The 25,621-nt window shown below is 65.9% G+C and carries 23 protein-coding genes; 3 read left to right on the forward strand and 20 right to left on the reverse strand.

Annotated elements, in window-relative coordinates:
* The 5 genes from KF892_10820 to KF892_10840 are packed head-to-tail and all read right to left on the reverse strand — an operon-like array spanning window position 1 to window position 6,204.
* A complete protein-coding gene (locus tag KF892_10820) occupies window positions 1-555 on the reverse strand; it encodes a sugar transferase (GenBank protein ID MBX3625496.1) in 555 nt (184 codons plus the stop codon).
* Window positions 552-2,000 (reverse strand): hypothetical protein, encoded by a 1,449-nt coding sequence (locus KF892_10825; protein ID MBX3625497.1) that lies wholly within the window; start codon window positions 1,998-2,000, stop codon window positions 552-554. Before KF892_10825 ends, KF892_10820 begins: the two co-directional genes overlap by 4 nt.
* Window positions 2,001-2,055: 55 nt before the next feature.
* The gene (locus tag KF892_10830) at window positions 2,056-2,901 is read right to left on the reverse strand and encodes an aldolase (protein MBX3625498.1); all 846 of its coding nucleotides are present in this window, start codon (window positions 2,899-2,901) and stop codon (window positions 2,056-2,058) included.
* The gene (locus tag KF892_10835; GenBank protein MBX3625499.1) at window positions 2,898-4,037 is read right to left on the reverse strand and encodes a hypothetical protein; all 1,140 of its coding nucleotides are present in this window, start codon (window positions 4,035-4,037) and stop codon (window positions 2,898-2,900) included. Before KF892_10835 ends, KF892_10830 begins: the two co-directional genes overlap by 4 nt.
* 13 nt (window positions 4,038-4,050) lie before the next feature.
* Complete coding sequence (locus KF892_10840; protein ID MBX3625500.1) at window positions 4,051-6,204, reverse strand: SLBB domain-containing protein; 2,154 nt, start codon at window positions 6,202-6,204, stop codon at window positions 4,051-4,053.
* Between the two features lie 442 nt (window positions 6,205-6,646).
* Between KF892_10840 and KF892_10845 the strand changes: the two genes are divergently transcribed.
* Complete coding sequence (locus KF892_10845; protein MBX3625501.1) at window positions 6,647-8,551, forward strand: polysaccharide biosynthesis protein; 1,905 nt, start codon at window positions 6,647-6,649, stop codon at window positions 8,549-8,551.
* Between the two features lie 12 nt (window positions 8,552-8,563).
* On the opposite strand, the gene KF892_10850 is transcribed toward KF892_10845, so the two are convergent.
* From KF892_10850 to KF892_10895, 10 genes are all read right to left on the reverse strand, one after another.
* On the reverse strand, window positions 8,564-9,979 hold the full coding sequence (locus KF892_10850; protein MBX3625502.1) for a sugar transferase: 1,416 nt from the start codon (window positions 9,977-9,979) through the stop codon (window positions 8,564-8,566).
* A gap of 13 nt (window positions 9,980-9,992) precedes the next feature.
* Window positions 9,993-11,159, reverse strand: coding sequence for a DegT/DnrJ/EryC1/StrS family aminotransferase (locus KF892_10855; GenBank protein ID MBX3625503.1), 1,167 nt, complete (start codon window positions 11,157-11,159; stop codon window positions 9,993-9,995).
* A 3-nt stretch (window positions 11,160-11,162) separates the two neighbouring features.
* Entirely contained in the window at window positions 11,163-11,756 is a 594-nt protein-coding gene (locus tag KF892_10860; GenBank protein ID MBX3625504.1) for a class I SAM-dependent methyltransferase, read from the reverse strand.
* A 116-nt stretch (window positions 11,757-11,872) separates the two neighbouring features.
* Window positions 11,873-12,904, reverse strand: a complete 1,032-nt coding sequence (locus KF892_10865; protein MBX3625505.1) for a glycosyltransferase family 2 protein — start codon at window positions 12,902-12,904, stop codon at window positions 11,873-11,875.
* A complete protein-coding gene (locus tag KF892_10870; protein ID MBX3625506.1) occupies window positions 12,901-14,043 on the reverse strand; it encodes a glycosyltransferase family 4 protein in 1,143 nt (380 codons plus the stop codon). The genes KF892_10865 and KF892_10870 overlap by 4 nt, the downstream gene beginning before the upstream one ends.
* On the reverse strand, window positions 14,040-14,954 hold the full coding sequence (locus tag KF892_10875; protein ID MBX3625507.1) for a hypothetical protein: 915 nt from the start codon (window positions 14,952-14,954) through the stop codon (window positions 14,040-14,042). The genes KF892_10870 and KF892_10875 overlap by 4 nt, the downstream gene beginning before the upstream one ends.
* 30 nt (window positions 14,955-14,984) lie before the next feature.
* On the reverse strand, window positions 14,985-16,226 hold the full coding sequence (locus KF892_10880) for an oligosaccharide flippase family protein (protein ID MBX3625508.1): 1,242 nt from the start codon (window positions 16,224-16,226) through the stop codon (window positions 14,985-14,987).
* On the reverse strand, window positions 16,223-16,972 hold the full coding sequence (locus tag KF892_10885; GenBank protein ID MBX3625509.1) for a class I SAM-dependent methyltransferase: 750 nt from the start codon (window positions 16,970-16,972) through the stop codon (window positions 16,223-16,225). The genes KF892_10880 and KF892_10885 overlap by 4 nt, the downstream gene beginning before the upstream one ends.
* Before the next feature lie 72 nt (window positions 16,973-17,044).
* On the reverse strand, window positions 17,045-18,139 hold the full coding sequence (locus KF892_10890; protein ID MBX3625510.1) for a glycosyltransferase: 1,095 nt from the start codon (window positions 18,137-18,139) through the stop codon (window positions 17,045-17,047).
* A gap of 7 nt (window positions 18,140-18,146) precedes the next feature.
* Window positions 18,147-18,686, reverse strand: coding sequence for an acyltransferase (locus KF892_10895; protein MBX3625511.1), 540 nt, complete (start codon window positions 18,684-18,686; stop codon window positions 18,147-18,149).
* Window positions 18,687-18,759: 73 nt separating this feature from the next.
* Between KF892_10895 and lysS the strand changes: the two genes are divergently transcribed.
* Both lysS and KF892_10905 read left to right on the forward strand, forming a co-directional pair.
* On the forward strand, window positions 18,760-20,241 hold the full coding sequence (lysS, locus tag KF892_10900; GenBank protein MBX3625512.1) for a lysine--tRNA ligase: 1,482 nt from the start codon (window positions 18,760-18,762) through the stop codon (window positions 20,239-20,241).
* Between the two features lies 1 nt (window position 20,242).
* Entirely contained in the window at window positions 20,243-20,809 is a 567-nt protein-coding gene (locus tag KF892_10905; protein MBX3625513.1) for a pyridoxamine 5'-phosphate oxidase family protein, read from the forward strand.
* Window positions 20,810-20,815: 6 nt separating this feature from the next.
* On the opposite strand, the gene KF892_10910 is transcribed toward KF892_10905, so the two are convergent.
* From KF892_10910 to KF892_10930, 5 genes are all read right to left on the reverse strand, one after another.
* Window positions 20,816-21,055: a hypothetical protein gene (locus KF892_10910; GenBank protein MBX3625514.1), complete on the reverse strand. Its 240-nt coding sequence runs from the start codon at window positions 21,053-21,055 to the stop codon at window positions 20,816-20,818.
* A 116-nt stretch (window positions 21,056-21,171) separates the two neighbouring features.
* On the reverse strand, window positions 21,172-22,107 hold the full coding sequence (locus KF892_10915) for a UDP-3-O-acyl-N-acetylglucosamine deacetylase (GenBank protein MBX3625515.1): 936 nt from the start codon (window positions 22,105-22,107) through the stop codon (window positions 21,172-21,174).
* 72 nt (window positions 22,108-22,179) lie between these two features.
* Window positions 22,180-23,379 carry a cell division protein FtsZ gene (gene ftsZ, locus KF892_10920; GenBank protein MBX3625516.1) on the reverse strand — a complete coding sequence of 400 codons (1,200 nt, stop codon included), beginning with the start codon at window positions 23,377-23,379 and terminating at the stop codon, window positions 22,180-22,182.
* Window positions 23,380-23,562: 183 nt separating this feature from the next.
* Window positions 23,563-24,792 carry a cell division protein FtsA gene (ftsA, locus tag KF892_10925; GenBank protein ID MBX3625517.1) on the reverse strand — a complete coding sequence of 410 codons (1,230 nt, stop codon included), beginning with the start codon at window positions 24,790-24,792 and terminating at the stop codon, window positions 23,563-23,565.
* An 8-nt stretch (window positions 24,793-24,800) separates the two neighbouring features.
* Entirely contained in the window at window positions 24,801-25,619 is an 819-nt protein-coding gene (locus KF892_10930; protein MBX3625518.1) for a cell division protein FtsQ/DivIB, read from the reverse strand.
* Between the last annotated feature and the right edge of the window lie 2 nt (window positions 25,620-25,621).

The following is a 25,621-nucleotide window of genomic DNA, read 5'->3' on the forward strand; positions in this document are numbered from 1 at the left end:
TCAGTTGCCACCCTTTCCGAATACTTGTTTGAACGTGAGACCGATGATCTTCAGGTCGAAGAGCACCGAGACGTTCCGTGCGTAGTGGAGGTCAAGCCGCTTGCGTTCCTCGGGCGTGGCTTCCGATCGCACCGTAGCCTGCGCGAGGCCGGTCATACCAGGGCGCACGGTGTGGCGCTCATGCCATTCGGCCTCGGTGTAGAGGCTGCGTTGTTCAGGCACATCGGGCCGTGGGCCGACGACGCTCATGTCGCCGGCCAGCACATTCAGCACTTGCGGCAACTCGTCCAGGCTGGTGCGGCGAATGAAGCGGCCAATCGGCGTAATGCGCGGGTCGCCAGCAGCAGTGGCGTAGCCGCCGATCTTGTCGGCATTGAGCACCATGCTGCGGAACTTGAGCATGGAGAACTCGCGCCCGCCGCGACCCACACGCCGCTGAGCGTAGAACACAGGTCCGCGGTCGAAGCGATATACGGCAGCAGCGACGACGAGCATCACCGGGGACAGCAGGACAAGCGTGAAGAGGGAAAGGACGATGTCGATCACTCTTTTCATGGTCGGGCATCGGAAACGACGGGATCACGGCGGGACAGCAGGCGCACGCCCAGGACGACCGAGCACACGAAAAACGGCAGAGCAAGAGCAGACCGGACGAAGCCGTCGGTCAGGGCAAACCCTCTATCCAGCGCCACCCCAAAAGCGAGGGGACCGGTCGAAGCAGCGACAGCATTGAGCATTTTAACGCCGCCCACTTCGCGCCATCGCACCTCTGTGGCTACCCCTAGCGCCAACGCGAGGGCCAACTGAAAGCCAACCAATGCACCCACCAGTGCTGCCGGCGAATCGTGCCGCAGCGCAGGCCATGCCAGGATCGGCAGCGCGAGCAGACAGCCGACTGTAAGCTTCAGCACGAGGTCGGTGCGGCCCCGAGCGTTCAGGTCGGCGGCTGCGAGCGAGCTGATGCCTACCAACGGCACGCCGAGGAGCGCGATTTGCGTGAGCAGCACGATTCGGTCTACCGCCTCGGCTCCCATCTGGCCGTGACCGAAGAGCACGTCAACGACCGCGCCGGTGAAGCATGCCCCGAAACCTAGGACGACCCACGACAGCAGCAAGGCTCTCTGTAGCTGATTGGCAAGCTCACCGCGAGCCAACACCACCTGCCCGGTCGCATGTAGCTCGCTCAAGCGTGGATAGGCGACCGTCGCCAGGGTAGTGATGAGCACGCCGACCGGCAGCTCGACAAGCTTGGTAGCGTAGTTCACCGCGGCGACGTTGCCCTCTCCTGTAAGCGAGGCCAGAGCCCGAACGATCACCGGCACAAGCACGAGCAGCGAAGTGGCCATCAGCCCGTGCGCAAACGCGCGCAGCAGCGCGCCAGTCAGCAACAGCGAGGAGGGTTCGTCCCGCACCGCCCTCGCGCGCAGCAGGGCCAACATCTGGCTCGCCCAGCGCAGCAGCGAGCCGGCCATGACGGCCCAGCACAGCACAGCCAGAACCGTCGATGGCGCTGCCAGATCCCACGCCAGCAGCGCAGCAACGATGCACGCGTTGAAAATCAGCGTGCCGCAACCAGCCACGAAGAAGCGGTCACGGGAGTTGAGGTAGGCAGTGGAGACGCCTGCCAGCGCGGCCAGCGGTAACGAGATGGCGACGGCAACCACCGCTGTAGAGCCAATAGACGCGGACGGCGGTGGGACACCCGGCGCCATCAGGCCAAACCAAGCGTCCGGCATCAGCGCAAAGGAAAGGCCGACCAAACCGAAGAGTGCCCCTACGGCCAGCGACGCCTGTCGAAAGAGCGCCGCTGCTAGTTCGGGCGCGGTTCGCATCACCGGCACGAGCGCGACGCTGAGCCCCCCGGAGAGCAGGAGATTCACCAGCAGGTCAGGCAGGGTCAGCAGCAGCACCGCAACGTCAGCCTCGGCGGACACGCCGAGGTTGGCGGCGAGCAGTAGCTCACGGAGGAAGCCTGAGGCGCGCCCAGCAAGCAGAGCCAAGCTCAGAAGCAGGGAGGAGCCAAGTAGCCAGCGACCAACGCGCAGGCCACCACCTTTAGACACCCGGCGCTCCGGCGAAGACACGTGCCTGCATGCCGGCGATGATGCCGGCGACGCGGCGTTGCACTTCACTGTGGCGTTCGTCGAGCAAGGCAGCGGGCGCCAACAGGTGCCCCTTCAGCGCCGCACGTAACTTGGCCAGCTCGGCGCCAAAGTCCATATCGGCCTCGATCTCGGCCACGCTCTTGGCCTGCCGATGGAAGGTGCGCGACAGAATGGCCCCTGTCGATCCCAGGCGGGCGTGCTCGGCCAGCAGGAGTTCCGCTGGTAGCAGACCCTCGCCCACCCGCGCCAGCCCTCCAATACCGAAAGGGACGCCCTCGTCGCGCAGAACAGCCGCCAGCCGATCGACAAGCCCGTTCGCGACCGGCTCGAACATGAAGCGCAAGCCGAGGTCCAGGTGCAGATCGTTCAGTCCGATGTGGACTTCGTCGATACCTGGAACGCGAACACAGTCGCGCAGGTTCTCGGCAGCGGCAGCCGTCTCCACCAGCAGGCAGGTCCGCGCCCGCCCACCCACGGCGGCGGAGAAACGGGCTACCTCGGCCGGCGAGCGGAACATGGGGAGCATGATGATGTCGGCGCCCGCCTCGATCACGGCGTCGATCTCACGCTCGATGGACTCGTGCAAGGGATTGACACGTACCAGCAAACCGCCCGGAGGCACCGCCGGGCGCACCGTGGCCACGTCCTCGAGACAATGACGGCTAATGACTGTGCTTAGGTGACCCTGGCGCTCGACCTTGCCGAGCAACTCCAGGTCGACAAAGACACGGTCGACCCCTCGCCCAGTCGCGAAACGCGCCATGTCGGGATCGTTGGTGATCATCAGGAACTTCATGGCTTGGCGGTGGTTGGACGATGCGGACGGGATTTCGCACTGCCAGTGGGCGGCGCGCGGGGAAGCAGACTTTCAGGAATAACGCGCACAGGGTGATTGATGTTTTCGATCGCTCCACTGAACGCGCCATCGACGAAGAAGGCAATTCTGTGATTGTCGGCGTCCGCGATCCACACCTCGCGTGTCCCGCGGTCCAGCGCGTAGCCGTTCGGCGCGTACAGAGTCTGGTCACCGACGACCTGGGCCGAGCACAGTTGCCGCGGCGGTATGCCGTCAGCGACGGTGGCCTGCTCCTCCGCGGCGATCTGCTGGGGCGAGCTGAGGGGGTCCTGGAAAAGCGGATGAGGGCATGCAAGCAACACCTCGCGGATTCCCTCGCGCAAATTCCAGCGGCTGAGCCGATTGCCATGCTCGGAGAGTACGACGAGGTCTTCGCCGACTCGCGACAGGGCGTTCGGGTAGTACTCCGGCATGCGCCGCACTTCCCGCCATCTGTCGCTGCGTTGCAGAAATACCAGGGCATGGCCAAAGGTATCCGCGATGACGAGCGTCCCGTCATCGAGCACGATCGCATCACGCGGGTATTGGGTTCGAGTAGCGATCCGCTGCACCACCGTGACGCTGATCTTGCCCTCCTTGTTCATGCCGAGCCTCGCGATGACAATTCGGCTCGGGCTGGCGGACTCGCCGACGATCAGGACGTCGCCCTGCACCCGCAGGAAGCTTATCGGTTCCGAGTCGTCGTCCAGTAGTCGGATGAGTTCGGTGGTGTCTCCGTTGGCGGGGTTGACGAAGAGCACCTCGCGGCCCAGAGCAACCACGAGCCGGTCCTTGTAGAGGTCCAAGCCATGAGCGCCGCCGCCGTGGCGCACATTGAGAAGCCAGCGCACCGAACCGTCAGGACGGATTCGCATGAGACGCCGACTAATCGCCGTAAGTACGACGACGTCTCCGGGGAGCGGCTCACCTCTAACACTGAAGAGGCGTGGTTCCACAGCCGTGATGTCAATGTTCACCGTCCCGCGGCCCGGGCTGTAGTACGAATAGCGTTGTGCCACCTGGGCGTGCGCGAGCGCGGCGAAAACCCACGCCGAGATCAGGACGAGTACCCTTCTGCGCAGCCACTGTGCAGGCATGGCGTCGCTCTGCTCACAACCCCTTGGCCACGGATGCGCCGACGACCAATTGGAAGATCACCTGCGACCAATCCCTCAAGCCACGCAGCCACGCGGATGTCGAACTGAGCTCGACCGGCTCCTCGGGTACGAAGATGGTGTCGCCCGGGCGGGCCTCACCGTTGAGGTTGTTCGAAAAGAAGCCGCGTTGCGTCACCACCTCAGCCCGACCATTGGCGCGCACGACATAGATCTCTCGCATATCTGCATTCTTTTTCGGCACGGCCGACTCGATGTAGTTGGCGAAGGTGCTGCCCGACATCCACATCGTCGTGACCGGGTTGTACACGGCGCCAGCCACCGTCACGTGGTTGGGTACGGCGGGGATCATGACGACGTCGCCGTCCTCGAGCGGCAGATCGGGCAACTGCTGCGCAGTCACTCCGAACGGCAGATCGAGCACGATGCGACCTTCGGGGCGCTGGTTGCGCAGCATCTGCGCACGCCGGCGCATTTCGATGGCCATCGAATCGGAGAGCGACTTCTGCTCGGCTGTGAGATCGGATCCGAAGGAAAGCCCCACCTGCCGGGAGATGGCGTCCTCGAGCAGCGACGCCGCCTTCTGGAGCTGCTCGCGCTGATCGAGGACTTGAGCCTGACGGGTAATCTTGAGGCCGTAGAGGAAGGCCCGCTGCGAAGGACCTCCCGCACGGGCCAGCAGCTGGCGCAAAGTCTCGCCACGGGAGAGCTGGTAGACACCGGCGCTCACCACCTCTCCCTCGATACGGGCGAAGCGGGTGCGGAGCTCCTCGGGCAACCTCAAATTGCGATCTCCATACACCACGACCTGGTCGCCGGGCCGCAGCTCTGGGTCGTCCGCGCCACCCCGGGCGGCGAGTGCCTTACCCAGATTGAAATGGAAGAGCTGGGTCTGCCCCGTCGTCTCGTCCAGACGTTCGATTGAGGCGAGGTTCCAGTTGATGTTGTCGGCTGGCACCAGACGTTCCGCGCTTCGGGTCGCCAGAGGCGTTCGAAGGACCCGATCTTCCCCCTGGCCGTCCAGCTGCATAGAACGCGCCGTACCACGCGCAGCAGGCGCCGCATCGATGCCGAGCGCCAGATCATTCTTCGCCACCATCGTCTCCGGGGCGTACAGCGCCCGCGCATCGGGGATTAGGTCACTGACGCGCAGACCCGGTCGGTACGAGCGACGGATCGGTTGGAAGACATGCCCGCGCACCGACACCATGTTGTTGTAGCGCGCCCCGACCGCCTGCAGCGAAATGACGTCGCCATCCTTTAGCTGCACGTCCGGGGCGACGGACGACAGGTCGACCGAAATCACATCCTTGGGCGCGGCGGGCTGCGTGGGATCGATTCGGTCGATGGTGACCATCTCAGATCGTGCAACGCTCGGCAGACCTCCTGCGAGCGCAAGCAGCGAGCGCAAGCTGGTGCCTTGAGGCGCGAGTTCGAAGATTGCCTGTACGTTGGCAGAGCCGAGCAGAGCAACCCGCGGGCCTGCCACGCCAACATGGACAACGTCACCATTGCGTAGCGGCAGGTCACCAGCCGTCGATCCGTTGGCGATGAATTCGTAGAAATCGAAGGTGCTGACCTGCTGACCGCCACGCATAAGGCGGATGGTCCGCAAGCTCCCGCCGGCGGACACGCCGCCTGCGACATACAACGCATTGAGGACCGAGCTTGTCGCCGGAACCCGGTAGCCGCCAGGACGCGCAGCCTGTCCGACAACGTACACAGATATGGTTCGTAGCGTGCCGGTATAGACGTGCAAGGTATAGCCGACGTAGTAGCGGGAGACAGCCCGACCGATCACCTGCTGCAACTCGCCACGCTTCACCCCTGCCAAGAGGATCGGGCCGACACGCGGTAGCGTGATGAAGCCGGTGTTGTCCACCACCAGGTTGGCATTCATCTCAACCCCGCCCGTCACCTTCACACGGATCTCGTCGCCCGGGCCGATCTCGTAGTGGTCGGTTGGCGCGCTGTTGACGGGAGCGTCAAACCCTTGGTCCTGGGTGCTGAAGGCGTCCAGGCCGTAGATCGGCAGCCAGCGCCCGTAGTTCCGGTTGACGAATGACTGGAATTCCGTGCCTCCTGGCGACACCTCGGTGAGGGCCTTGCGCACAGGCCCTTTCACCTCCTTCTCGGGCACCTCGCGCACGTCAAATCGATCAGGCCGTCCCTCAGAGTCTCTCTCATAGACGCTAGATCCCCATCGGCGCTCGAAACGCTCGCTGCTCCGCTCCTCATCGTCATAAGAGCGACTGCTTTCAACCGCATGACTGGGAAGGCAGCTCATTGCAGCAACGGCCACTAGAGCCGCACGAAAGTGGCGATGGAAGTTCATCAGCGAGCAAATCCAGTCGAATGAAGGAACGCGCAGCCCTAGCCGCTTCGGGCGGCCTCTCTCCGCGCTTCCTACACCTGGGATAGATGAGAAAAGGGGCGCATGTTAAACCCTCAGCATCAAATCGAAGTGCGCGCTTCCCATCTTGGGCGCCATCTTGCAGCCTCGACGCCGTGGCATGATCCGAACTCACCACGACGCCTGGGTTTCAGCACGCTCTTGTGCTGCCCGTTACCTGCTGGAAGTTCTCACCATCATGCTGCGCAGCCACATCGGCAAAACCCTGGCAAACCTTTCGCAGCCTGCCAAGCTGGGGGTCATGGTTGGCGTAGATGCCGTGTTCCTTCCCCTGTGCGTTCTTGCCTCTGTCACTCTGCGTCTGGGCTCTGTCGACGAGGCAGTACAGAGCGCACTAGCGTTGCAGGTGGCACTCGGTCTGCTCACGTTGCCAGTCCTTGGCATGGCCGGTCTCTACCGCACCGTCGTCCGCTACATTGACCTTCGAGTGGTGGCGGCTTCCAGTGCAGCGCTCGCGGTGGTCGTTGTCGCGGTATTTCTACTCGCGCGCGCCTTTGAGTTCCACGCGATCCCGCGCTCCGCTTTGCTCATCTATTGGTTCGCCGCTTTTACTTACGTCGTGACCTCGCGCTTTGTCGCTCGTGACCTCTTGCGCCAGGGTCTCAAGCGCGCGGGCCGCCCTCGCCTGCGAACCGCGATCTACGGTGCCGGAGAAGCCGGGGTGCAGTTGGCTCAAAGCATGAAGTTCAGCCAGGAATACCGCGCGGTTTGTTTTCTTGACGATGAGCGCTGGCTGCACCGGCGCACCGTTGCGGGACTGCGCGTCTTCCCCCCCTCCGCCTTGGATGACGCAATCTATCGCCTCGATGTGGAGCAGGTCGTTGTAGCCATTCCGTCTGCTAGCAGATCGCAACAGCGCGAACTCATCGCCAAACTTGAGCACGTGGGCCTGCCCATCAAAATCGTGCCTGGCCTGGTCGACCTGGTGAACGGCCACGCATCCGTTTCTGACATCAGAGAGGTTGACGTTGCCGATCTGCTTGGAAGAGACCCGGTCCCACCCCAGGCTGCTCTTTTCTCGAAGAACATCACTGGCAAGGTCGTGCTGGTGACAGGTGCAGGAGGTTCCATCGGCAGTGAGCTGTGCCGCCAGATCGCGTCGCAGCACCCACGTCGACTGGTACTGCTAGACCACTCTGAGTTCGCGCTGTATTCCATTGATCACGAACTCCGACAAACGGCGGCCAGCATCGAAATCGTGGCGCGACTTGGCTCAGTGCTTGACGAACCGCTGCTGCAACGTCTACTGAGCGAAAACGCAGTACAGACGGTCTACCACGCCGCCGCATACAAGCATGTGCCGATGGTGGAGAACAACGTCCAGCAGGGCATTCGCAACAACATCATGGGGACGCAGGTCGTTTCCCGCGCCGCACTCGCGCAACGTGTTGAAACCTGTGTGCTGATCTCGACCGACAAGGCAGTCCGACCCACCAATGTCATGGGGGCGTCAAAGCGCGCCGCCGAGCTGATATTTCAAGCAGCGGCGCATCGCAGCGGATCAACCGTGTTCTCGATGGTTCGCTTCGGCAATGTCTTGGGCTCTTCTGGCTCGGTGGTACCGCTCTTTAAACAGCAGATTCGCTCAGGTGGCCCTATCACCATTACTCACCCGGACATCATCCGCTACTTCATGCTCATTCCTGAAGCCGCGCAACTGGTGATTCAGGCAGGCGCAATGGCGCGTGGCGGAGAGGTGTTCGTGTTGGACATGGGCGAGCCGGTCCGTATTGCCGATCTGGCGCGCTCGATGATCCGTTTGTCTGGGCTGACTGAACGCACTCCAGACCAACCCAACGGCGACATCGAGATCAAGTTCGTCGGCCTGCGACCCGGCGAAAAACTCTTCGAAGAGCTGCTCATCGGCGAAGAAGAGACTCCGAGTGATCACCCTCGCATCATGTGCGCTCGGGAACGCTACATCGACCCACTCTTGCTCGACAAGATGATCGACTCACTCCGCGTCTGCTGTGACAGCAACGATGTCGAGGGCATGCTCCGACAGGTGCGCAATCTCGTTCCGGAGTTCCGCTCACCAGAAGAAGTCAACCGAGAGGGACGGAACTCGTCACACAGGCGCTGAGGCAGCTTCCGCCTAGCCCGGCATCACCTCCAACTCACTCTCAGCCGGGGTGGCGAGGACCGGGAGACCGGTTTTCTTGGCAAGTTCGATCGCCCGCTCGCGCAGAGACGCGTCGGAATTTGGCAGTGCAACGATCACATGCGTCGCGCCCGTGCAGATATGAGGCTTGGTGACTTCATCAACCTTGCCCCACACCGGGATACCCGCGATGTATCGCCCCTGCATTGCCGGGTCATCGTCGAGGACAGCAAGCACTGTCCAGCCGCCGTGCATGTGGATGCCTGCGATGAGTCGACGTGCCACATCACCCGCTCCGATAACGATGGCGCGGTGCGGCTGACCCGCCGCTCCGTTGACACAAGCTCGGGCATGTTCGCCGACCATCCGATATGCCATGCGCACCAAGCTGAGGGCGACGACTGCAAACAGGGGGTGCAACAGAAGTACGGCCCGCGCAACCCCAACGAGTTGTGCCATCAGCACTGCCACGGCACTGAACAGGCCGGCCATCAGGCACGCGGCCGTGATGCGCTTGAAGTCATCAAAGCCAAAAAAGCGCCATAACCCGCGCCGAGCTCCTGTGAGAGCCAAGCACGCCAGGTACACGATCACCACTCCCAGTGAGACAAAGTCGTCATACCACGGCCGCCCCGGCTGCCAGCGTTCGAAACCGAGCCGAAAGAGATACGTCACGTGCCAACAGGCCAATATGGTGAGGGCATCGACCAACATTGCCAGCCAGGAGCGCCGAGGGCTCACCGCGGACATCGTTTGATCGAGCCACGCCCACAATTTGCTGTCATTCATGGGAAGGAGTCTCCATGGGGAAGGCAGAGGAGGAACAAACACCGTGCGCAATGTCAGGCCCAGCACCCGCAAATCGTGGCCAACGGTCGCGTTGTCGACGTAGTCCAGCGCGTACTGGAGCTTCGCAGGCAGGATAACCTCGAGGTATTCCCGCTCAGGGTCGTCAGCCCGGGCGAGCAGGTCGTTCTCATCCCGATAGTGCAACGACGCCAGATCGGTGATACCTGGCCGGACACTCAGTACGCGTTCCCGGTGATCCTCAGGATAGTGGTCGACATACCGCGGCACTTCAGGCCGCGGTCCGACGAGGCTCATCGTGCCCCGCAGCACGTCCAGCAATTGGGGAAGCTCGTCGAGCTTGTAGCGGCGCAGCACCGCTCCGACCCGTGTGATGCGTGCATCCCCTGCCACCGTGAGCTGTGGGCCATTGGGTTGCACCACGTGTGTCATGGTGCGGAACTTAAATATGCGGAATGGCCTGCCGTATCGACCCACGCGTACCTGTCGGAAAAAGACTGGTCCGGGAGAATCAGCCTTGATCAGGACTGCAATTGCGAGCAGCGCAGGCGACAGAATCACCAGCCCGGTGGCCGCCACCACCACGTCCAATACTCGTTTCATGACGGTCGTACAACTAGCCAAGCGCCGCGTGCACGGCGGCAATCACGCGCTGGGTGTGATCGTCATTCATCCGTGTATAGAGCGGCAGACTGACCAACGTTTCAAATGCACGCTGACTGTGGGGAAAGTCTGCAGCCGAGAGTTTGTAGCGGTCACGCCAATAGGGCTGAAGATGCAAAGGGATGTAGTGCACGCTACAGCCTATCCCCGCAGCATAGAGATGCTCGATGAAGGCATCTCGCCGAAGAGGAGCTTCCTCCTGCAGCCTCACGACGTAGAGGTGCCAAGCGTGCAGATCCCCTGGCGCAGCGGGTATGGGCTGGAGGAGTGGCAAGGCGCGGAACGCGGCCATGTACTGCTCGGCAATCTCCTGGCGGCGGCTCTGAAAGGCCCATGCCCGCTTCAACTGCTGCAGACCCAGCGCCGCGGCAATGTCCGTCAGGTTGTACTTGAACCCCGGCGCCACGATCTCGTAGTACCAGCTCGGCACCTTGGCGGTGAAGCGGTCGAACGCGTCTCGGCTCATGCCGTGCAGGCGCATCACCTTCATGCGATGGGCCAGCTCGGCGTGGCGCGTGACGACCATGCCGCCTTCGCCGGTCGTGATGGTCTTGTTGGCGTAGAAGCTGAAGACGGTGACGTCGGAATCGAGCGTGCCGATGAGCTTGCCACCGCAGGTGGTGGGCAGCGCGTGCGCGGCGTCTTCCACGACCTTCAGGCCGTGCTTTTTCGCGAGGGCGAGCAGCGCGGGCATGTCGGCCGAGAGGCCTGCGTAGTGCACCGGCAGGATGGCCTTGGTGCGTGGCGTGATGGCCGCCTCGACCGCCTGCGGGTCGATGCACAGCGTGGCCGGGTCGATGTCGACCAGCACCACGTCGGCGCCGAGGTAGCGCACCACCTCGGCGGTGGCGGTGAAGGTGTGGGTGGTGGTGATGACCTCGTCACCCGGGCCGATGCCCAGCGCTTCGAGTGCGAGGTGCAGGCCAGCGGTGGCCGAGTTCACCGCGAGTGATTGCAGCGAGGGGTCGCCCAGGAAGGCCGTGAAGTCTTCTTCGAAGCGCTTGGTCTTCGGGCCGGTGGTGACCCAGCCGGAGCGCAGGGTGTCCACCACCTCGGCGATTTCTTCTTCACCGATGTCGGGCAAGGCAAACGGCAGGAACGGCAACTTCTCTTGAGTCATGGATCAGGGCTTGGCGAGCCAGCACAGCACGTGGGTGCGCAGCACCGGCACGGCGTTGAACAGAGTGTAGAGCGCAGGGTGCACCCGTACCACGGCGCGAGCGATCGGCGGCGCGAGAGTCAGCTTCTGCGCCGTCACGCGGGCATCTGGGAAGAGCTGGCGCACACGCGACACCGGCACGCCTCGCACATCCTGGTTGCGCGGGTTGTTGACGGTGAAGTCGTACCAGAGCACGCCGCCACCGGGTTTGACGGCGGCCCACATCGCCTCGGCCAGGCGCTGCTGAAACGCATCGTCCAGCAGCGAAGAGAAGACGGTCGACTGCAGCACGATGTCGACACTCGCAGGCGGTGGGCTCAGCACGAGCGCATCGCCCTGCGAGAGCGACACGGCCTGCGGCAAACGCTCACGGGCCTGCGCATGCCGCTCGGGCAGCAGCTCCACGCCAGACAGCTTCGCCGGGTCGAAGCCCAGCTGGATCAGCTCGACGAGGTTGCTGCCGCTGCCACAACCCACTTCGTGCAGGCGCAACGCCGACAGGTCGTGCCAGCCGAGCCGGCGAAACAGCGCGAGCATCGCCCGTTGCCGCTCCTGCATCGGCCACAGCGCGGCCGGGTTGAGCAGGCTGTAGCGCGGGTCTTGCGCCGTGCGCCGCGCATAACGCTCGCGCACGGCCTGCGCTTCGGTGGACTCCTTGGAGGTGTCGCTCACGTTCACCTCGTCAAGGTGGCAAAGCGCGCGCGGCCGGTGACGCCACGCAGCACGTCCCACCAGCCGACCAGCGAGCCGATGCCGTAGCCCAGGTGATAGGCCGCGATCACCGCGGGAATGCGCAGCACCACCGGCCACGGGATGCCCTGCTGCTGCCAGACGCCGAGCGTCATGGCCAGCACGGCCGCACCGTAGAGCGCGAGCAAGGCCACCAGCGGCCCCACCCCACCGAACACCGCGGGCACCGCCAGCACCGCGAGGGCCGCCACGAAGAGGCTCGGCACCAGGTGGCGCAGCGACGCGGCCTGTCCGTGTTTCTTCATCACGAACGGCTTCCAATAGCCGTATTGCAAGTACTGCCGAAACACCTGCGACAGCGTGGCCCGCGGCCGGTAGGTGCTGCGGATGCGAGACGACTGCCAGACCTTGCCGCCGCCTTTGGTGATGCGCAGGTTGTGCTCGTCATCCTGGTTGCGCACCAGCTGTTCGTCGAAGCCACCGAAGCGCTCGAAGGTCTTGCGCGGCCAGCTGCCGAGGTAGACGGTGTCGACCCAGCCATCGAAGTCGAGCTGGCGCGACAGCGCACCACCCGCCACCCAGCGCGATTGAAACGCGGCGGCCACGGCGTGCTGCATGGGGCCGGCCTCGGCGTCGGGCACGGCGCGCCACGGGCCGCCCACATTGTCGGCGCCGGTCTCGGCATGCAGCGCGAGGCACTGCGCGATGTAGTCGGGCGCGTAATCGGTGTGCACGTCCATGCGCACGATGATCTCGCCTTCGGCCACCTTCAGCGCGGCGTTGAGGCCGGGCGAGACGATGCGCGCCGGGTTGGCGATCCAGGCGATGCGCGGGTCGCGCGCATTCAGCTGCTGCAGCAGCTCGCGCGTGCCATCGTCGCTGTCGCCATCGGCGATCACCAGTTGCAGCTGCCAGCCCGGCGGCAGCTGCTGGGCCAGCACGCCGGCGCAGAAGCGCTCGATGTAGCGCCGCTCGTTGCGGCAGGGCACGATCACCGAGACCACGCGCTCGCTCATGCCGCCACCGCCTGGCCATAGGCCTGCTTGACGCCCACCTCACGCAGCAGCGCCGTCCAGCGGCGCTCATGCTCTTGCGGGCTGAAGATGGCCCGACTGCGCGCGATGGCGGCGCGGCCCATGTTGGCGCGCAGCGAGGCCGACGACAGCAGCTCGACCAACGCGGTGGCGAGCGCCGAGGTGTCGCCCGCTGGCACCAGCCGGCCGGTCTCGGGGCTCAGGATCTCGGCCGGGCCGGTCGGGCAGTCGAACGCCACGGCGGGCACGCCGAGGGCCTGCGCTTCCAGCAACGCGAGTGGCATGCCTTCGTAGCGCGAGGCCAGCACGAAGACGGCGGCCTCACGGTAGAGCCGCTCGACCTGCGGCGTGGGGGCGAGCCATTCGATGCTGCCGGCCACGCCGAGCTGTGCGGCCAGCGCCTCGTGTTCGCCTCGCAGCGGGCCGTCACCCACGATGCGCAAGCGCGCCTCGGGTCGTTGCCGCACCACCTCGACCCAGGCGCCCAGCAGCAGGTCGAAGCCCTTCTGGGCCACATGGCGGCCCACCGCCAGCACGATCGGTTGCTGCGGCAAGGTGGGGGATTCCGCTTGCAGCGCCGAGCAGTTGTAGATCACCTCGGTGCGCGGGTTGAGCGCACGAAAGCGCGGCGCGTCGGCCTGCGTCAGGCTCACCACCGCGGCCACCTTCGGGTACAGCCGCGCACGCAGGCGCTGCCACAGCCGCGAGCGGGCCGCGAAGTGGTTGTGGTCGCAGCAGACCACGCGCGTTGCGAAGCGGCCGCTGAAGAGCAGCACCGAGCAGGCGGTGGTCAGGCCGTTGAGCAGCACCACGTCGGGCCGATCGTTGCGTATCAGGTGCGACAGCGACCGGCCGATCTGCCATTGGGTGCGCAGCAGTTGCCAGGCGCGGCCCACGCGCGAGCGAGCCGCCTGCCGCGGCAGCGCATCGCCGCCCGCCAGCACACGCACGGCCGGGGTGAGCGGGTAACGCAGCTCGGCGCGCGATGTCGCCACGCTGCCCACCGCCACGTCCAGCCCCTCACTTGCCAGATGGTTCGCCAGCGTGCAGACGAAGCGCTCAACCCCACCCGCGATGTCGAGGCGGTCGCACAGCAGCAGCACGCGCAGCGGCCGGCTCATCGGGGTTTGCGGATGAGCGCGTGCACGTCGACACGCTGGTAGTCGGGCGCGGGCAGCGAGAGGCCGGCACGCTGCACGGCACGCAAGCGCTCGCGGCCGGCGCGCAGCATGTCGATCAAGCCCCATTCGGCGAGTTGGCGGACGAGGCGCTGACGGGTCGTCGGCGCCGCAGCAGCGCCCGCCGCCGACGGGCCCTTGACCCACTCGTCCTGCGCATAGTCCGACTGCTGCGGCGCCGGCAGCGGCCCAATGTCTTGCAGCTTGCGCGCGAGCACCAGCATGTAGACCTCGTGGCTGTTGCAGAGGTTGACGCGCCGCTTCACGTCCATCGGGTTGGCGACCTTCCACCAGTGGCGGCGGTCACCCTTGACCGAGAACCACAGGCCGAGCAGCTCGAAGCCGTTTTCGCGGCGATAGAGGTTGAAGAAGAGCTCGGGCGAGAACTGGTAGAAGCCGTGGCCCGAGAGGTTGTTGGCCGGCAGCGAATGGAAGACGTGGCCGCCGACCTTGCACAAGTCGACCACGTTGCGCCACGCCACCGGGAAGTTGAAGACGTGTTCCAGGCAACCGAAGTCGAGCACCGCGTCATACGCACCGCGCTGCGCGCTCGGCTCGGGCCACGGCAGGTTCATGTCGTGGAGGTGGGTTGCGTTCTCGTAGCTGGAAGCATCGACCGATTCGGCATCACGCGCGCCCAGCCACTGCTGCATCAGCGGCTCGAAGTAGCGCGGCGCCCCGGCGGCACGCGCCGGCTCTTGCAGCGGCGGCAGGCCGCGGAGGCGGCGGTGGTCTTCCAGCTCGAAGGGCTCGATGAAGAGCGCCTGCCGGCCGATCGCCAGCGTGCGCTCGTAGCGCACGCCGAGGTCTTGCGCATGCGCGAGGAAGTTGAGGTTGTGGATGTCGATGCCCACGTCGTGTGTTCCGTTCGTGTCCGGTTTCGTTCAGCGGCGCGCGGTGAGCCACATGCCACCGACCGCCACCGCCATCACCAGCAACTCGACGCCGATCGCCACCCAGGCCAGGCCGACGGCACCGGCCGCGCCGCCGTAGGTCGCGGCGCCCAGCGTGCCGGCGATGCCACCGATCACCACGCAGCTGCGGTAGGCGGTGTCGAAGCGGCCGCTGCCGAGCATCCAGTAGCCGATGAACTTCCAGCCCAGCAGCAGCGGCAGCAAGGCGCCGAGCACCAGCATCGTGGCGCGCAGCGTGGCGAGGTCGATGTTGGCGGCACGGCTCAGCACCAGCGGCTCGATCAACTGCCAGCCGGCCACGCCGAGGGCATAGAGCACGAGGCCGACCGCGGCCCCGCCCACGCTCCAGCGCGCGGCGTAGCGCAAGGCCGTGCGCGCACCCTGCTGGAAGAGCGTGACGATGCGCGGGTACACCACCGCGAACACCGGCTCGGCCGCGTTGAGCACGGCGCGCACGAGGCGGTCGGCCATGAAGTAGGTGCCCAGATCGGGCTTGCTCATCTGCAGTGACGCCGCGGCCGGCAAGGCATAGGAATACGCGGCCCCGGCGATGGAGACCGGCATCATCGTCCACCCCAGGCGCAGGCCGGGGCGCACGGCGGGCGCGCTCCACAGGCCGTGTTCGCCGGGCAGGTCGCGCCGCAGCCACCACCAGCCAAGGGCGGCCAGCACGGTCGAGGCGACGAGTTGCAGCGTGAGGTAGACGACCGCGCTGTGGGCAAACGCCCAGCTCGCCGCGATGAGCAGCGCGTAGACGACAAGCTCTACCTGCGCCCAGCGCGCGAGCTGCTGCGTGGCCTGCAAGTACCAGGTGGCCGGCCAGCCGAGCGCGCAGGCCAGGGCCGCGATGGTCAGCGTGTCGGCCCAGGGCTCGCCGCCGTGGCCCGCCAGCTGCACGGCCACGATGGACAGCAACACCGCCGGCACACACAGCACACAGCGTGCGCTGAACACCTGCTGCGCGAGCTGCCAGCGGCGCGGCGCGTCAGCATTGACGGCGAGGCGCGTCGCCGCAGCGAGAAAGCCCCCCTCCACCACCATCGCGAGCAGCGCACTCCACACCAGCACGAAGCTCAGGCGGCCGAACTCCTCCGGCCCCATGCGCGTGGCCATCAGCGGCAACACCAGCACCGGCAGCAGCAGGCGCACCGCCGCGGCGGCATAGACCGCCGGCAAGGTGCGCGAAAGCTTCGGTGCTGTGGCCGCCGTCATGCCTTGATGTGCAGGCGCGCGGTGTAGTCCACGCGATGCAGGAACACTGGCTCAGCGGCGTTGGCGAAATACTCGTCCACCGCCTGGCGGGCACCTTGCCAGTGGCCGTAGTCGTCGATGATGAGCGGGCCGTGTTTCGCGAGCAGCGGGTAGAGGTGCTGCAGCTCGTGGCGGGTGGATTCGTACCAGTCGGTGTCGAGGCGCAGCAGGGCGATCTGCTTGGGCAGCGTCGCCGGGATGGTGTCTTCGACCTTGCCCTGCACGTAGTGGATGCGCTCGGCCGGGTAGCCGGTCGAAGCCAGGTTGGCCTTCACGTCTTCCAGCCCGGCCACGGCCCACAGCGGGTGCTCGCGGTCGGTGCGGGCGAGTTGCGTCTGCGCGAGTTCGCCGCTCAGTGCCTTGTCGTGCTCGGTGGGCTCGCTCATGCCCTCGAAGGTGTCGTAGAGGTACAGGTGGCGCGAGGTGTCGCCACGGGCCATCAGCGCAAGCGCAACGGCCATCATGCTGCCGCCGCGCCACACGCCGCATTCGACGATGTCGCCGGCGATGCGGTGCTTGACGATGTGGTCGACGGCGCCGAGCAGGCTGGCGCGCCGCTCCAGGCTCGTCATCGTGAAGGGCGAGACACGCTGGATGATGTGCTGGTCGGCGGCCGACAGATCGGCGATCGCCTGGGCGTCACGGTCGCTGGTACGGGCCAGTTCCCAACCGGCGCGCGCCAGGGCGGCTTTGAGGAGTCTTTTCATGGGCTGTGGTGGGGCCGATCGGGCGGCCGGCGGCCGCGGATCGAAGCGCCGGATTGTCGCACCCGGCATCGGTCAGACGCGGTAGGCCTGCCCCGCTTCGGCCACCAGCCGCTCCCAGCGCAGGGAGGCTTGGGCGGCGGCCAGTTTCTGCCGCACCTCGTCACCGTTCGACGCGAGGAAGTCGAGGCAGGCCAGCACCGCCTCGGGCGTGCGGTCGCGCAGCAGCAGGCCTTCGAGGCCGTGGCGGCGCATGAAGGCACCGAGGTCGCCGGTGTCGGTGCAGAAGAAGACACGGCCGTGGTTGAGCAGCGCGTACAGCACGCCGGATTGCGAGGCGCGCTGGTAGGGCAGCAGGAAGACGGCGTCCTGCGCGAGCAGGGCGAGCAGCTGTGCGTCGTCGAGGTAGCCCTCGTGCAGCGCCACCCCATCGTGGCGCAACTCAGCCTGCAGGGCGTGCAACTCGGGCGACCAGGCCCCGTAGACCGCGAGCGCCAGGCCCCGGCGGCGGACCTCGTCGGACTTCGCCAGCGCGCGAAACACCTCCACGCCCTTGTACGTCTGCACCCGGCCCCAGAACACCAGCGCCTTCGGCTGCGACAGCTGGGCATACGGCACGACATCGTCCTGCGGCGTGACCGGAAGCAAACCGTGCGGCAGCACCGTCGCCTTGACTCGATAGCGCTCGCCATAGCGCCGCAGAAAGTCGTCTCGTGTCGCGTTGCTCACGAACACCAGTTCACGAGCGAGATCGGCCAGCCGTCGCGTCGGCGCGTGCTGCGTGCCGGAGAACCCGTGCGGGACCGCGTTGTGCACGGTGAAGACGAACTTGCGGCGCATCAGCGCGAACACCAGCCACTCCAGCGGCCAGAAGCCGCTGAACTGCAGGTTCACCGTGCCATAGCGGCCGGCCCGCAGCAGCACCGTCCCCAGCTGCAGCGCATAGGCCAGCGCGCCGCCCAGGCGGGACGCGACCGAACTCGAGATCGCACGCTCCACCACCTGCACACTGGGCAAGGAGCGCATCGCCTCGAGGAATTCGCCGTTGTAGCGGGTCGTCGAGCCGTAGAAGTCGACCGGGCGACCGTTGGCCGCCAGCGCCTTCACCAGGTGGAAGTCGTAGGGCAGCACGAAGGAGCCCGGGTCGACGATGGCGATGCGACCGCTCAAGATGCCGTCAATGTGCAAACCAGAAGCGGCGCTTCAGCGTGTAGGCCGGCACACAGCCGCGCTCGCCGATGTCGACCGCCGGGTTGCCGCCGACCATGCGGCCGGGCGGCACGTCTTTCGTGACCACCGCCCCGGCCATCACCACGGCACCCTGCCCGATGTGCACACCCGGCATCAGCATCGCGTCGGCAAACACCACGGCGTGGTCGTCGAGCCGGATTGGCGCGGCCTTGGTGGCAAACGTCGGGTCGTGCGGGTCATGGCCCATCGTGTAGAGCTTCGCGTCGTGGGCGATCGAGACGTTCTTGCCGATGGTGATGCCGCCGCGGTTGTCGAGGTACACCCCGCGGTTGATGAGCGACCCCTCGCCCACCGTGAGCCGGCCCACGTGGAAGAAGCGGATGCCGCCCTGCAGCGTGGCGCTGCGGTGGATGCGGAAACCGCACACCCGATACAGCACCGGTCGGATGAAAAACGGCAGCCAGCCGTGCACGGTGTTGATCAGCGCCAAAGCGATGAAATAGAGCTGATCGGCCACATGCCTCATAGGGGCGCGATTCTAGGGGTGGCCCACTTAGAATTGCCGGTTCGCTCAACCGCTTCATTCCCCCGCCCTGACCATGGAACAAGACGACAACCAGCTCATCGCCGAACGACGTGAAAAGCTCGCGGCGATCCGCAAACAGGGCGTGGCCTTCCCCAACGACTTCAAGCCCAAGGACCACGCGCTGGCGCTGGTGCAAAAGCACGGCGCGCTCGACAACGAGACGCTGGAGCCGCAGAACATCCAGGTGAGCGTGGCCGGCCGGCTGATGCTCAAGCGCGTGATGGGCAAGGCGAGCTTCGGCACGCTGCAAGACAGCACCGCCCGCATCCAGCTCTTCGTCACGAAGGACGCGCTGGGCGAAGAGGTCTACAACGCCTTCAAGCACTGGGACCTGGGCGACATCCTCGGCGCCGAGGGCACGCTCTTCAAGACCAAGACCGGCGAGCTCTCGGTGCGCGTGACCACGCTGCGCCTCTTGACCAAGAGCCTGCGCCCGCTGCCCGACAAGTTCCACGGCATGACCGACCAGGAGCAGAAGTACCGCCAGCGCTACGTCGACCTCATCACCGACGACGAGGCCCGCGCCCGCTTCGCCGCCCGCAGCCGCGCGCTCGCCTCCATCCGCCAGTTCATGGTCGACAACCGCTTCATGGAAGTGGAAACGCCCATGCTGCACCCCATCCCCGGCGGCGCCAACGCCAAGCCCTTCGTCACCCACCACAACGCGCTCGATCAGGACATGTTCCTGCGCATCGCGCCCGAGCTGTACCTCAAGCGCCTGATCGTGGGCGGCTTCGAGCGGGTGTTCGAGATCAACCGCAGCTTCCGCAACGAAGGCATCAGCGTCCGGCACAACCCGGAGTTCACGATGATGGAGTTCTACGCGGCCTACTGGAACCACCACGACCTGATGGACTACACCGAGCAGGTGCTGCGCCATGCCGCCCGTCAGGCCACCGGCTCTGCGGTGCTCACCTACGGCGGCAAGACGGTCGACCTCGACAAGCCCTTCAAGCGCCTCACCGTGCGTGATTCACTGGTCGAATTCGCCGGGCTCAGCGAGGCCGAAGCCAGCGACGCGAAGGTGCTGCGCGACAGGCTCAAGCACCTGGGCGAGGAAGCCCCGGCCCACTGGAAATTGCCCGAGCTGCAGTTCGGCCTCTTCGAAGCCGCGGTGGAAGAGAAGCTCTGGGACCCGACCTTCATCATCGACTACCCGGTGGAGGTGTCGCCGCTGGCGCGCGCCTCCGACACCGACCCGTCGATCACCGAGCGCTTCGAACTCTTCATCACCGGCCGCGAATACGCCAACGGCTTCTCCGAGCTGAACGACGCCGAAGACCAGGCCGCCCGCTTCCAGGCCCAGGCCGCCAACAAGGAAGCCGGCGACGAAGAGGCGATGTACTACGACGCCGATTTCATCCGCGCGCTCGAGTACGGCATGCCCCCCACCGGCGGCTGCGGCATCGGCATCGACCGGCTGATGATGCTCATCACCGACAGCCCGAGCATCCGCGACGTGATCCTCTTCCCGTCGCTGCGCAAGGAAGGCTGACATGGACGCACCGCGGCTCGAATCCCTGGCGGAGATCGAAGCCGCGGTGTGGCGTGAACTCGCCGCCTGCGTGCGCCACAAGCAGCACCCCTGGCGCACCCCGGTGCTGGCCACGACCGACGGCGAGTTGGGCGACGGCCGCATCGTGGTGCTGCGCGAGGTGGTGCCGGAGCAGCAGCGTGTGCTGGTCTACACCGACCGGCGCAGCGCCAAGGCGGCCCAGCTGGCGTCGCACCCACGGGGCACGCTCGTGATGTGGTCGCCCGCCCTGGGCTGGCAGTTGCGCTGCCGGGTGGCGCTGAGCCTGGACACGTCAGGCCTGTCGGTCACCTCGCGCTGGGCACAGATCAAGCTCTCGCCGGCCGCGCAGGACTACCTCTCTCCCCTGCCCCCGGGAACCGACCTCGAAGAACCCAACGAGAAGGCAACGCCACACGACCCGGACGCCCTGGCCCACTTCGCGGTGATCGACGCGCAAGTGCAGGCGATCGACTGGCTGGAGCTTCACCCCGAGGGCCAACGCCGGGCGATCTTCGAGAACGGTGGCGCCCGCTGGGTGCAGCCCTGAAGGGCGCTACTCCTCGGCGACGACCTCGGTCACCGGCTTCTGCGTGCCGCTCATCACGCCGAAGATGTGGGCGTATACATACACGTTGATGTAGAGCAGCACGAAGACCATCGCGATGCGGAAGACCTTGACGCCGAGGCGCTTCCAGTCACTGTTGTCGGCCGCGATGAAGATGCCCCAGCAAACCGCGCTGAACGCGAGCAACAAGCCGACGATGCCGGCAATGATCCAGCCAAAGATAACCATGCGATTGGGGGGTTGACGACCCCGAACCATACCATCGGGAGACGGCGCCTCAGGACAGGGGCACCCCCTAACTTCTTGGAACTACCAGATGTCTGGTAGGCGCCCCATGGGCCCGGTCACCAGGCCGGGGCCAGTTCGGCGAGGCCGGCGGGAGCCTGGCGCTCGTCTTCGAAGGTCACGATCTCGTAGGCCGAAGCATCGGCCAGCACGGCCCGCAGCAGCTTGTTGTTGAGCGCGTGGCCCGACTTGTAGCCGGTGTAGGCGGCGATCAGCGGGTGGCCGAGCACGTGCATGTCGCCGATGGCGTCGAGGATCTTGTGCTTCACGAACTCGTCGTCGTAGCGCAGGCCTTCGCTGTTGAGCACGCGGTAGTCGTCGACGACGATCACGTTGTCCATGCTGCCGCCCAGGCCCAGGCCACGCGAACGCATCATCTCCACGTCCTTCGTGAAACCGAAGGTGCGGGCGCGGGCGATGTCGCGCTTGTACTGGCCCGAGCCCATGTCGAAGGTGAACTGCTGGCCGGTCTGGTCGACCGCCGGGTGCTTGAACTCGATCTCGAAGGTGAGCTTGTAGCCGTCGTAAGGCTCCAGCCGCGCCCACTTGAGCGTCGGGCCCTCGCCTTCGCGCACTTCCACCGGCCGCTTGATGCGCAGGAACCGCTTGGGCGCCTTCTGCACCTCGATGCCGGCGCTTTGCAGCAGGAACACGAACGAGGCCGCCGAGCCGTCGAGGATGGGCACCTCTTCGTTGGTGATGTCGACCACCAGGTTGTCGAGCCCGAGGCCGGCGCAGGCCGACAGCAGGTGCTCGATGGTGTTCACCTTCGGCGCACCCGGGTCGCCCTTCGGCGAGATGGTGGTGGCCATGCGCGTGTCGCACACCGCGGTCACCGTCACCGGGATGTCGACCGGCGACGGCAGGTCGACCCGGCGAAACATGATGCCGCTGTCGGCCGCGGCCGGCCGCAAGGTCAGCTCGACCCGCTGGCCGCCGTGCACCCCCACGCCGACGGCGCGGGTGATGGACTTGAGAGTGCGTTGGGCGAGCATGGCCATGATTTTAGGAGCCGGGGCTAAGCCCCGGCTTGGTTCTGCCTACTACTCCAATAGCGACGACCCAGGTCAATCAGCTTGCTTGCGCAGGAACGCGGGGATCTCGATCTCGTCCATGCCGTTCGACGCGAGCGCATCCACCTTCGCCGCCGCCGTGCGGCCATTGCGCCACACGCTCGGCACCGACAGGCTGCTGTAGTCGTGCGCCGTCTGCGCGGTGTGCACCGGCTGGGTCAGCACCGGGATGTTGTCGGTGCCGGTGCGCTGCGCCACGGTGTTGTGCACCACCGTCATCGGCGCCTGCTGCTGGCGCTTGGCGGGCGACAGGCCGGTGGCGATCACCGTCACGCGCAGCTGGTCGCCCAGGCTTTCGTCGTAGGCGGTGCCGTAGATCACGTGCGCATCGTCGGCCGCATAACGGCGGATGGTGTTCATCGCGTTGCGGCTTTCGCTCAGCTTGAAGGTGCTGCGGCCGGCGGCGATCAACACCAGCACGCCACGCGCGCCGGAGAGGTCGATGCCTTCGAGCAGCGGGCAGGCCACGGCCGATTCGGCAGCCTTGGTCGCACGGTCGGGGCCGGTCGCGATGGCGGTGCCCATCATCGCCTTGCCGGGCTCGCTCATCACCGTCTTCACGTCTTCGAAGTCGACGTTCACGAGGCCGGGCACGTGGATGATGTCGCTGATGCCGCCCACGGCGTTCTTCAGCACGTCGTTGGCGTGCGCGAAGGCCTGGTCCTGCGTCACGTCGTCGCCCAGCACGTCGAGCAGCTTGTCGTTGAGGATGACGATCAGCGAGTCGACGTTGGCTTCGAGCTCGGCCACGCCGTTGTCGGCAGCCTTCATGCGGCGGTTGCCTTCGAAGTCGAAGGGCTTGGTGACCACGCCCACCGTCAGGATGCCCATCTCCTTCGCCACGCGTGCGATCACGGGGGCGGCGCCGGTGCCGGTGCCGCCGCCCATGCCGGCGGTGATGAAGAGCATGTTGCTGCCCTTGATGGCTTCGCGGATGCGGTCCACCGCTTCTTCAGCGGCCGCGCGGCCGGCTTCCGGCTTCGCGCCGGCGCCCAGGCCCGTGCTGCCGAGCTGGATGAGGTGGTGCGCGCTGGAGCGGTTGAGCGCCTGCGCATCGGTGTTGGCGCAGACGAACTCCACGCCTTGCACACCTTGCGCAATCATGTGGTCGACCGCGTTGCCGCCGCCACCACCCACGCCGATGACCTTGATCTGGGTGCCCAGGTCGAACTCTTCGATCATTTCGATTGCCATGTCTGACTCCAATTCTTTGCAGTTGCCGTGTGTGTTGAAAAACTCGTCTTCTCTTCTTGCTGTGCCGCGGGTGGGCCCGCGGTCTGGGGTGGCCAGGCGCCCGGTGGGTCATGGCCCAGGTGGTGCGCCCGCTGGAGACGATCGTTGAGTTGTGGTTGGCGATTCATGTGAACTCCCTGTGTTTTAGAAATTGCCGAGGAACCAGTCTTTGGCTCGGCCGAACAGTGTTTTGACGGACCCGGCTTGTTGCGCAGCCTTGATGCCACGCGCGCGGCCGAGTCGGGCTTCTTCGAGAAGGCCCATCACCGTCGCAGAGCGCGGGTTGGCCACCATGTCGTAGAGCGATCCGTGGTAGGTGGGCAGGCCCTTGCGCACCGGCTTCAGGAAGATGTCTTCCCCCAGCTCCACCATGCCCGGCATCACCGCCGCGCCGCCGGTGAGCACGATGCCGCTCGACAGCAGCTCTTCGTAGCCGCTGTCGCGGATCACCTGGTGCACGAGCGAGAAGATCTCTTCCACGCGCGGCTCGATCACGCCGGCCAGCGCCTGGCGAGACAGCATGCGCGGCGCACGGTCGCCCAGGCCCGGCACTTCGAGCTGCTCGCTGGGGTCGGCGAGCAGCTGCTTGGCCACGCCGTACTCGACCTTGATCTCTTCGGCGTCTTTCGTCGGCGTGCGCAGCGCCATCGCGATGTCGCTCGTGATCAGGTCGCCCGCGATCGGGATCACCGCGGTGTGGCGGATCGCCCCGTCGGTGAAGATCGCCACATCGGTCGTGCCGGCGCCGATGTCGACCAGCGCCACGCCCAGGTCCTTCTCGTCCTCGGTCAGCACCGCATGGCTGCTCGCGCTCGGGTTGAGCACCAGCTGGTCGACTTCGAGCCCGCAGCGGCGCACGCACTTCACGATGTTTTCGGCGGCACTCTGCGCGCCGGTCACGATGTGCACCTTCACCTCGAGACGCCCACCGCTCATGCCGATGGGCTCCTTGACCTCGTGACCGTCGATCACGAATTCCTGCGGCTCCACCAGCAGCAAGCGCTGGTCGTTGGGAATATTGATCGCCTTGGCCGTCTCGACCACGCGCGTCACGTCGACCGGCGTCACTTCCTTGTCGCGCACGATCACCATGCCGGTCGAGTTCTGGCCGCGGATGTGGCTGCCGGTGATGCCGGTGTAGACGCGTGTGATCTTGCAGTCGGCCATCATCTCGGCCTCTTTCAGCGCCTGCTGGATGCTCTGCACGGTGGCGTCGATGTTGACCACCACGCCGCGCTTCAAGCCGTGGGCGGCCGCGATGCCGAGGCCGGCCACGCGCAGCTCGCCGTCGGGCAAGACTTCGGCCACCACCGCCATCACCTTGGCGGTGCCGATGTCCAGGCCGACGACCAGGTCCTTGTATTCCTTGGCCATGTGTTCCCTCAATTTCTCCTGCCGGGCGGGGTGGCCACCGTGGTGGTGGTGATCCCCTTCAGCCGCACGGCATAACCTTCGTTGTGTCGCAGATCGGCGTAGACCAGCGGACGCTGGTAACGCTCGATCACTTGCGTGACGGTGGCGACGAAGCGCTCGCTGCGTGCCACCAGTTCATCTTGTGTGCCCCGGCCGAGCTCGATCTCGGCGCCGTTGTCGAACTCGGCGTGCCACGAGCCACGGCCGCTCATCGACAGCTGGTCGATGTGCATCTCGAGCTTTTCGAACACCGGCACGAGGCGCTGGTACATCGCGAGCACTTCGGCCGAGCTGCCATCCGGGCCCTTGAGCGTGGGCAGCGCCTCGTCTTCCACGTCACCGAGGTTGGCCTGGAACACCTCGCCCTGCTGGTTGACGAGCTGGTCGTCGCCATCCTTCATGGCCCACAGCGCCACCGCGTGGTGCTCTTCGAGCAGCACGCGCAGCCGGTTGGGCCATACGCGCTGCACGATGGCCTGGCGCACCCAGGGCACGGCCTCGAAGGCCTGCTTGCCGCGCGACAGATCCAGCGTGAAGTAGTTGCCCGCGAGCTGGGGCAGCGCATTGGCGCGGATGGTCGACACGCTGTTGCGCGTGACCTCGCCTTCCACCTTCACCGCCTTGATGTTGAACACCGGCTGGCGGATCAGCCACATCAGCGCGAGCGCCGCCATCAACACACCGCCCACGATGAAGAGCATCGAGGCGGTGATGTTGACCAGGCGCACCTCGCCCGGCAGCTCGACGGCGGCCGGGTTGAAGCGAGGGGTGGCGGCGTGGGCGCGCATGT

Source organism: Rhizobacter sp., assembly GCA_019635355.1.
In the GTDB taxonomy this organism is placed as follows: Bacteria; Pseudomonadota; Gammaproteobacteria; order Burkholderiales; family Burkholderiaceae_C; genus Rhizobacter.

Bases quoted from the DNA above. Each gene is read 5' to 3' on its own strand.
- KF892_10820 (MBX3625496.1), bottom strand. From the start codon at position 555: ATGAAAAGAGTGATCGACATCGTCCTTTCCCTCTTCACGCTTGTCCTG.
- KF892_10830 (MBX3625498.1), bottom strand. From the start codon at position 2,901: ATGAAGTTCCTGATGATCACCAACGATCCCGACATGGCGCGTTTCGCG.
- KF892_10835 (MBX3625499.1), bottom strand. From the start codon at position 4,037: ATGCCTGCACAGTGGCTGCGCAGAAGGGTACTCGTCCTGATCTCGGCG.
- KF892_10845 (MBX3625501.1), top strand. From the start codon at position 6,647: ATGCTGCGCAGCCACATCGGCAAAACCCTGGCAAACCTTTCGCAGCCT.
- KF892_10850 (MBX3625502.1), bottom strand. From the start codon at position 9,979: ATGAAACGAGTATTGGACGTGGTGGTGGCGGCCACCGGGCTGGTGATT.
- KF892_10855 (MBX3625503.1), bottom strand. From the start codon at position 11,159: ATGACTCAAGAGAAGTTGCCGTTCCTGCCGTTTGCCTTGCCCGACATC.
- KF892_10860 (MBX3625504.1), bottom strand. From the start codon at position 11,756: ATGCAGGAGCGGCAACGGGCGATGCTCGCGCTGTTTCGCCGGCTCGGC.
- KF892_10865 (MBX3625505.1), bottom strand. From the start codon at position 12,904: ATGAGCGAGCGCGTGGTCTCGGTGATCGTGCCCTGCCGCAACGAGCGG.
- KF892_10870 (MBX3625506.1), bottom strand. From the start codon at position 14,043: ATGAGCCGGCCGCTGCGCGTGCTGCTGCTGTGCGACCGCCTCGACATC.
- KF892_10880 (MBX3625508.1), bottom strand. From the start codon at position 16,226: ATGACGGCGGCCACAGCACCGAAGCTTTCGCGCACCTTGCCGGCGGTC.
- KF892_10885 (MBX3625509.1), bottom strand. From the start codon at position 16,972: ATGAAAAGACTCCTCAAAGCCGCCCTGGCGCGCGCCGGTTGGGAACTG.
- KF892_10895 (MBX3625511.1), bottom strand. From the start codon at position 18,686: ATGAGGCATGTGGCCGATCAGCTCTATTTCATCGCTTTGGCGCTGATC.
- lysS (MBX3625512.1), top strand. From the start codon at position 18,760: ATGGAACAAGACGACAACCAGCTCATCGCCGAACGACGTGAAAAGCTC.
- KF892_10905 (MBX3625513.1), top strand. From the start codon at position 20,243: ATGGACGCACCGCGGCTCGAATCCCTGGCGGAGATCGAAGCCGCGGTG.
- KF892_10910 (MBX3625514.1), bottom strand. From the start codon at position 21,055: ATGGTTATCTTTGGCTGGATCATTGCCGGCATCGTCGGCTTGTTGCTC.
- KF892_10915 (MBX3625515.1), bottom strand. From the start codon at position 22,107: ATGCTCGCCCAACGCACTCTCAAGTCCATCACCCGCGCCGTCGGCGTG.
- ftsZ (MBX3625516.1), bottom strand. From the start codon at position 23,379: ATGGCAATCGAAATGATCGAAGAGTTCGACCTGGGCACCCAGATCAAG.
- ftsA (MBX3625517.1), bottom strand. From the start codon at position 24,792: ATGGCCAAGGAATACAAGGACCTGGTCGTCGGCCTGGACATCGGCACC.
- KF892_10930 (MBX3625518.1), bottom strand. From the start codon at position 25,619: ATGCGCGCCCACGCCGCCACCCCTCGCTTCAACCCGGCCGCCGTCGAG.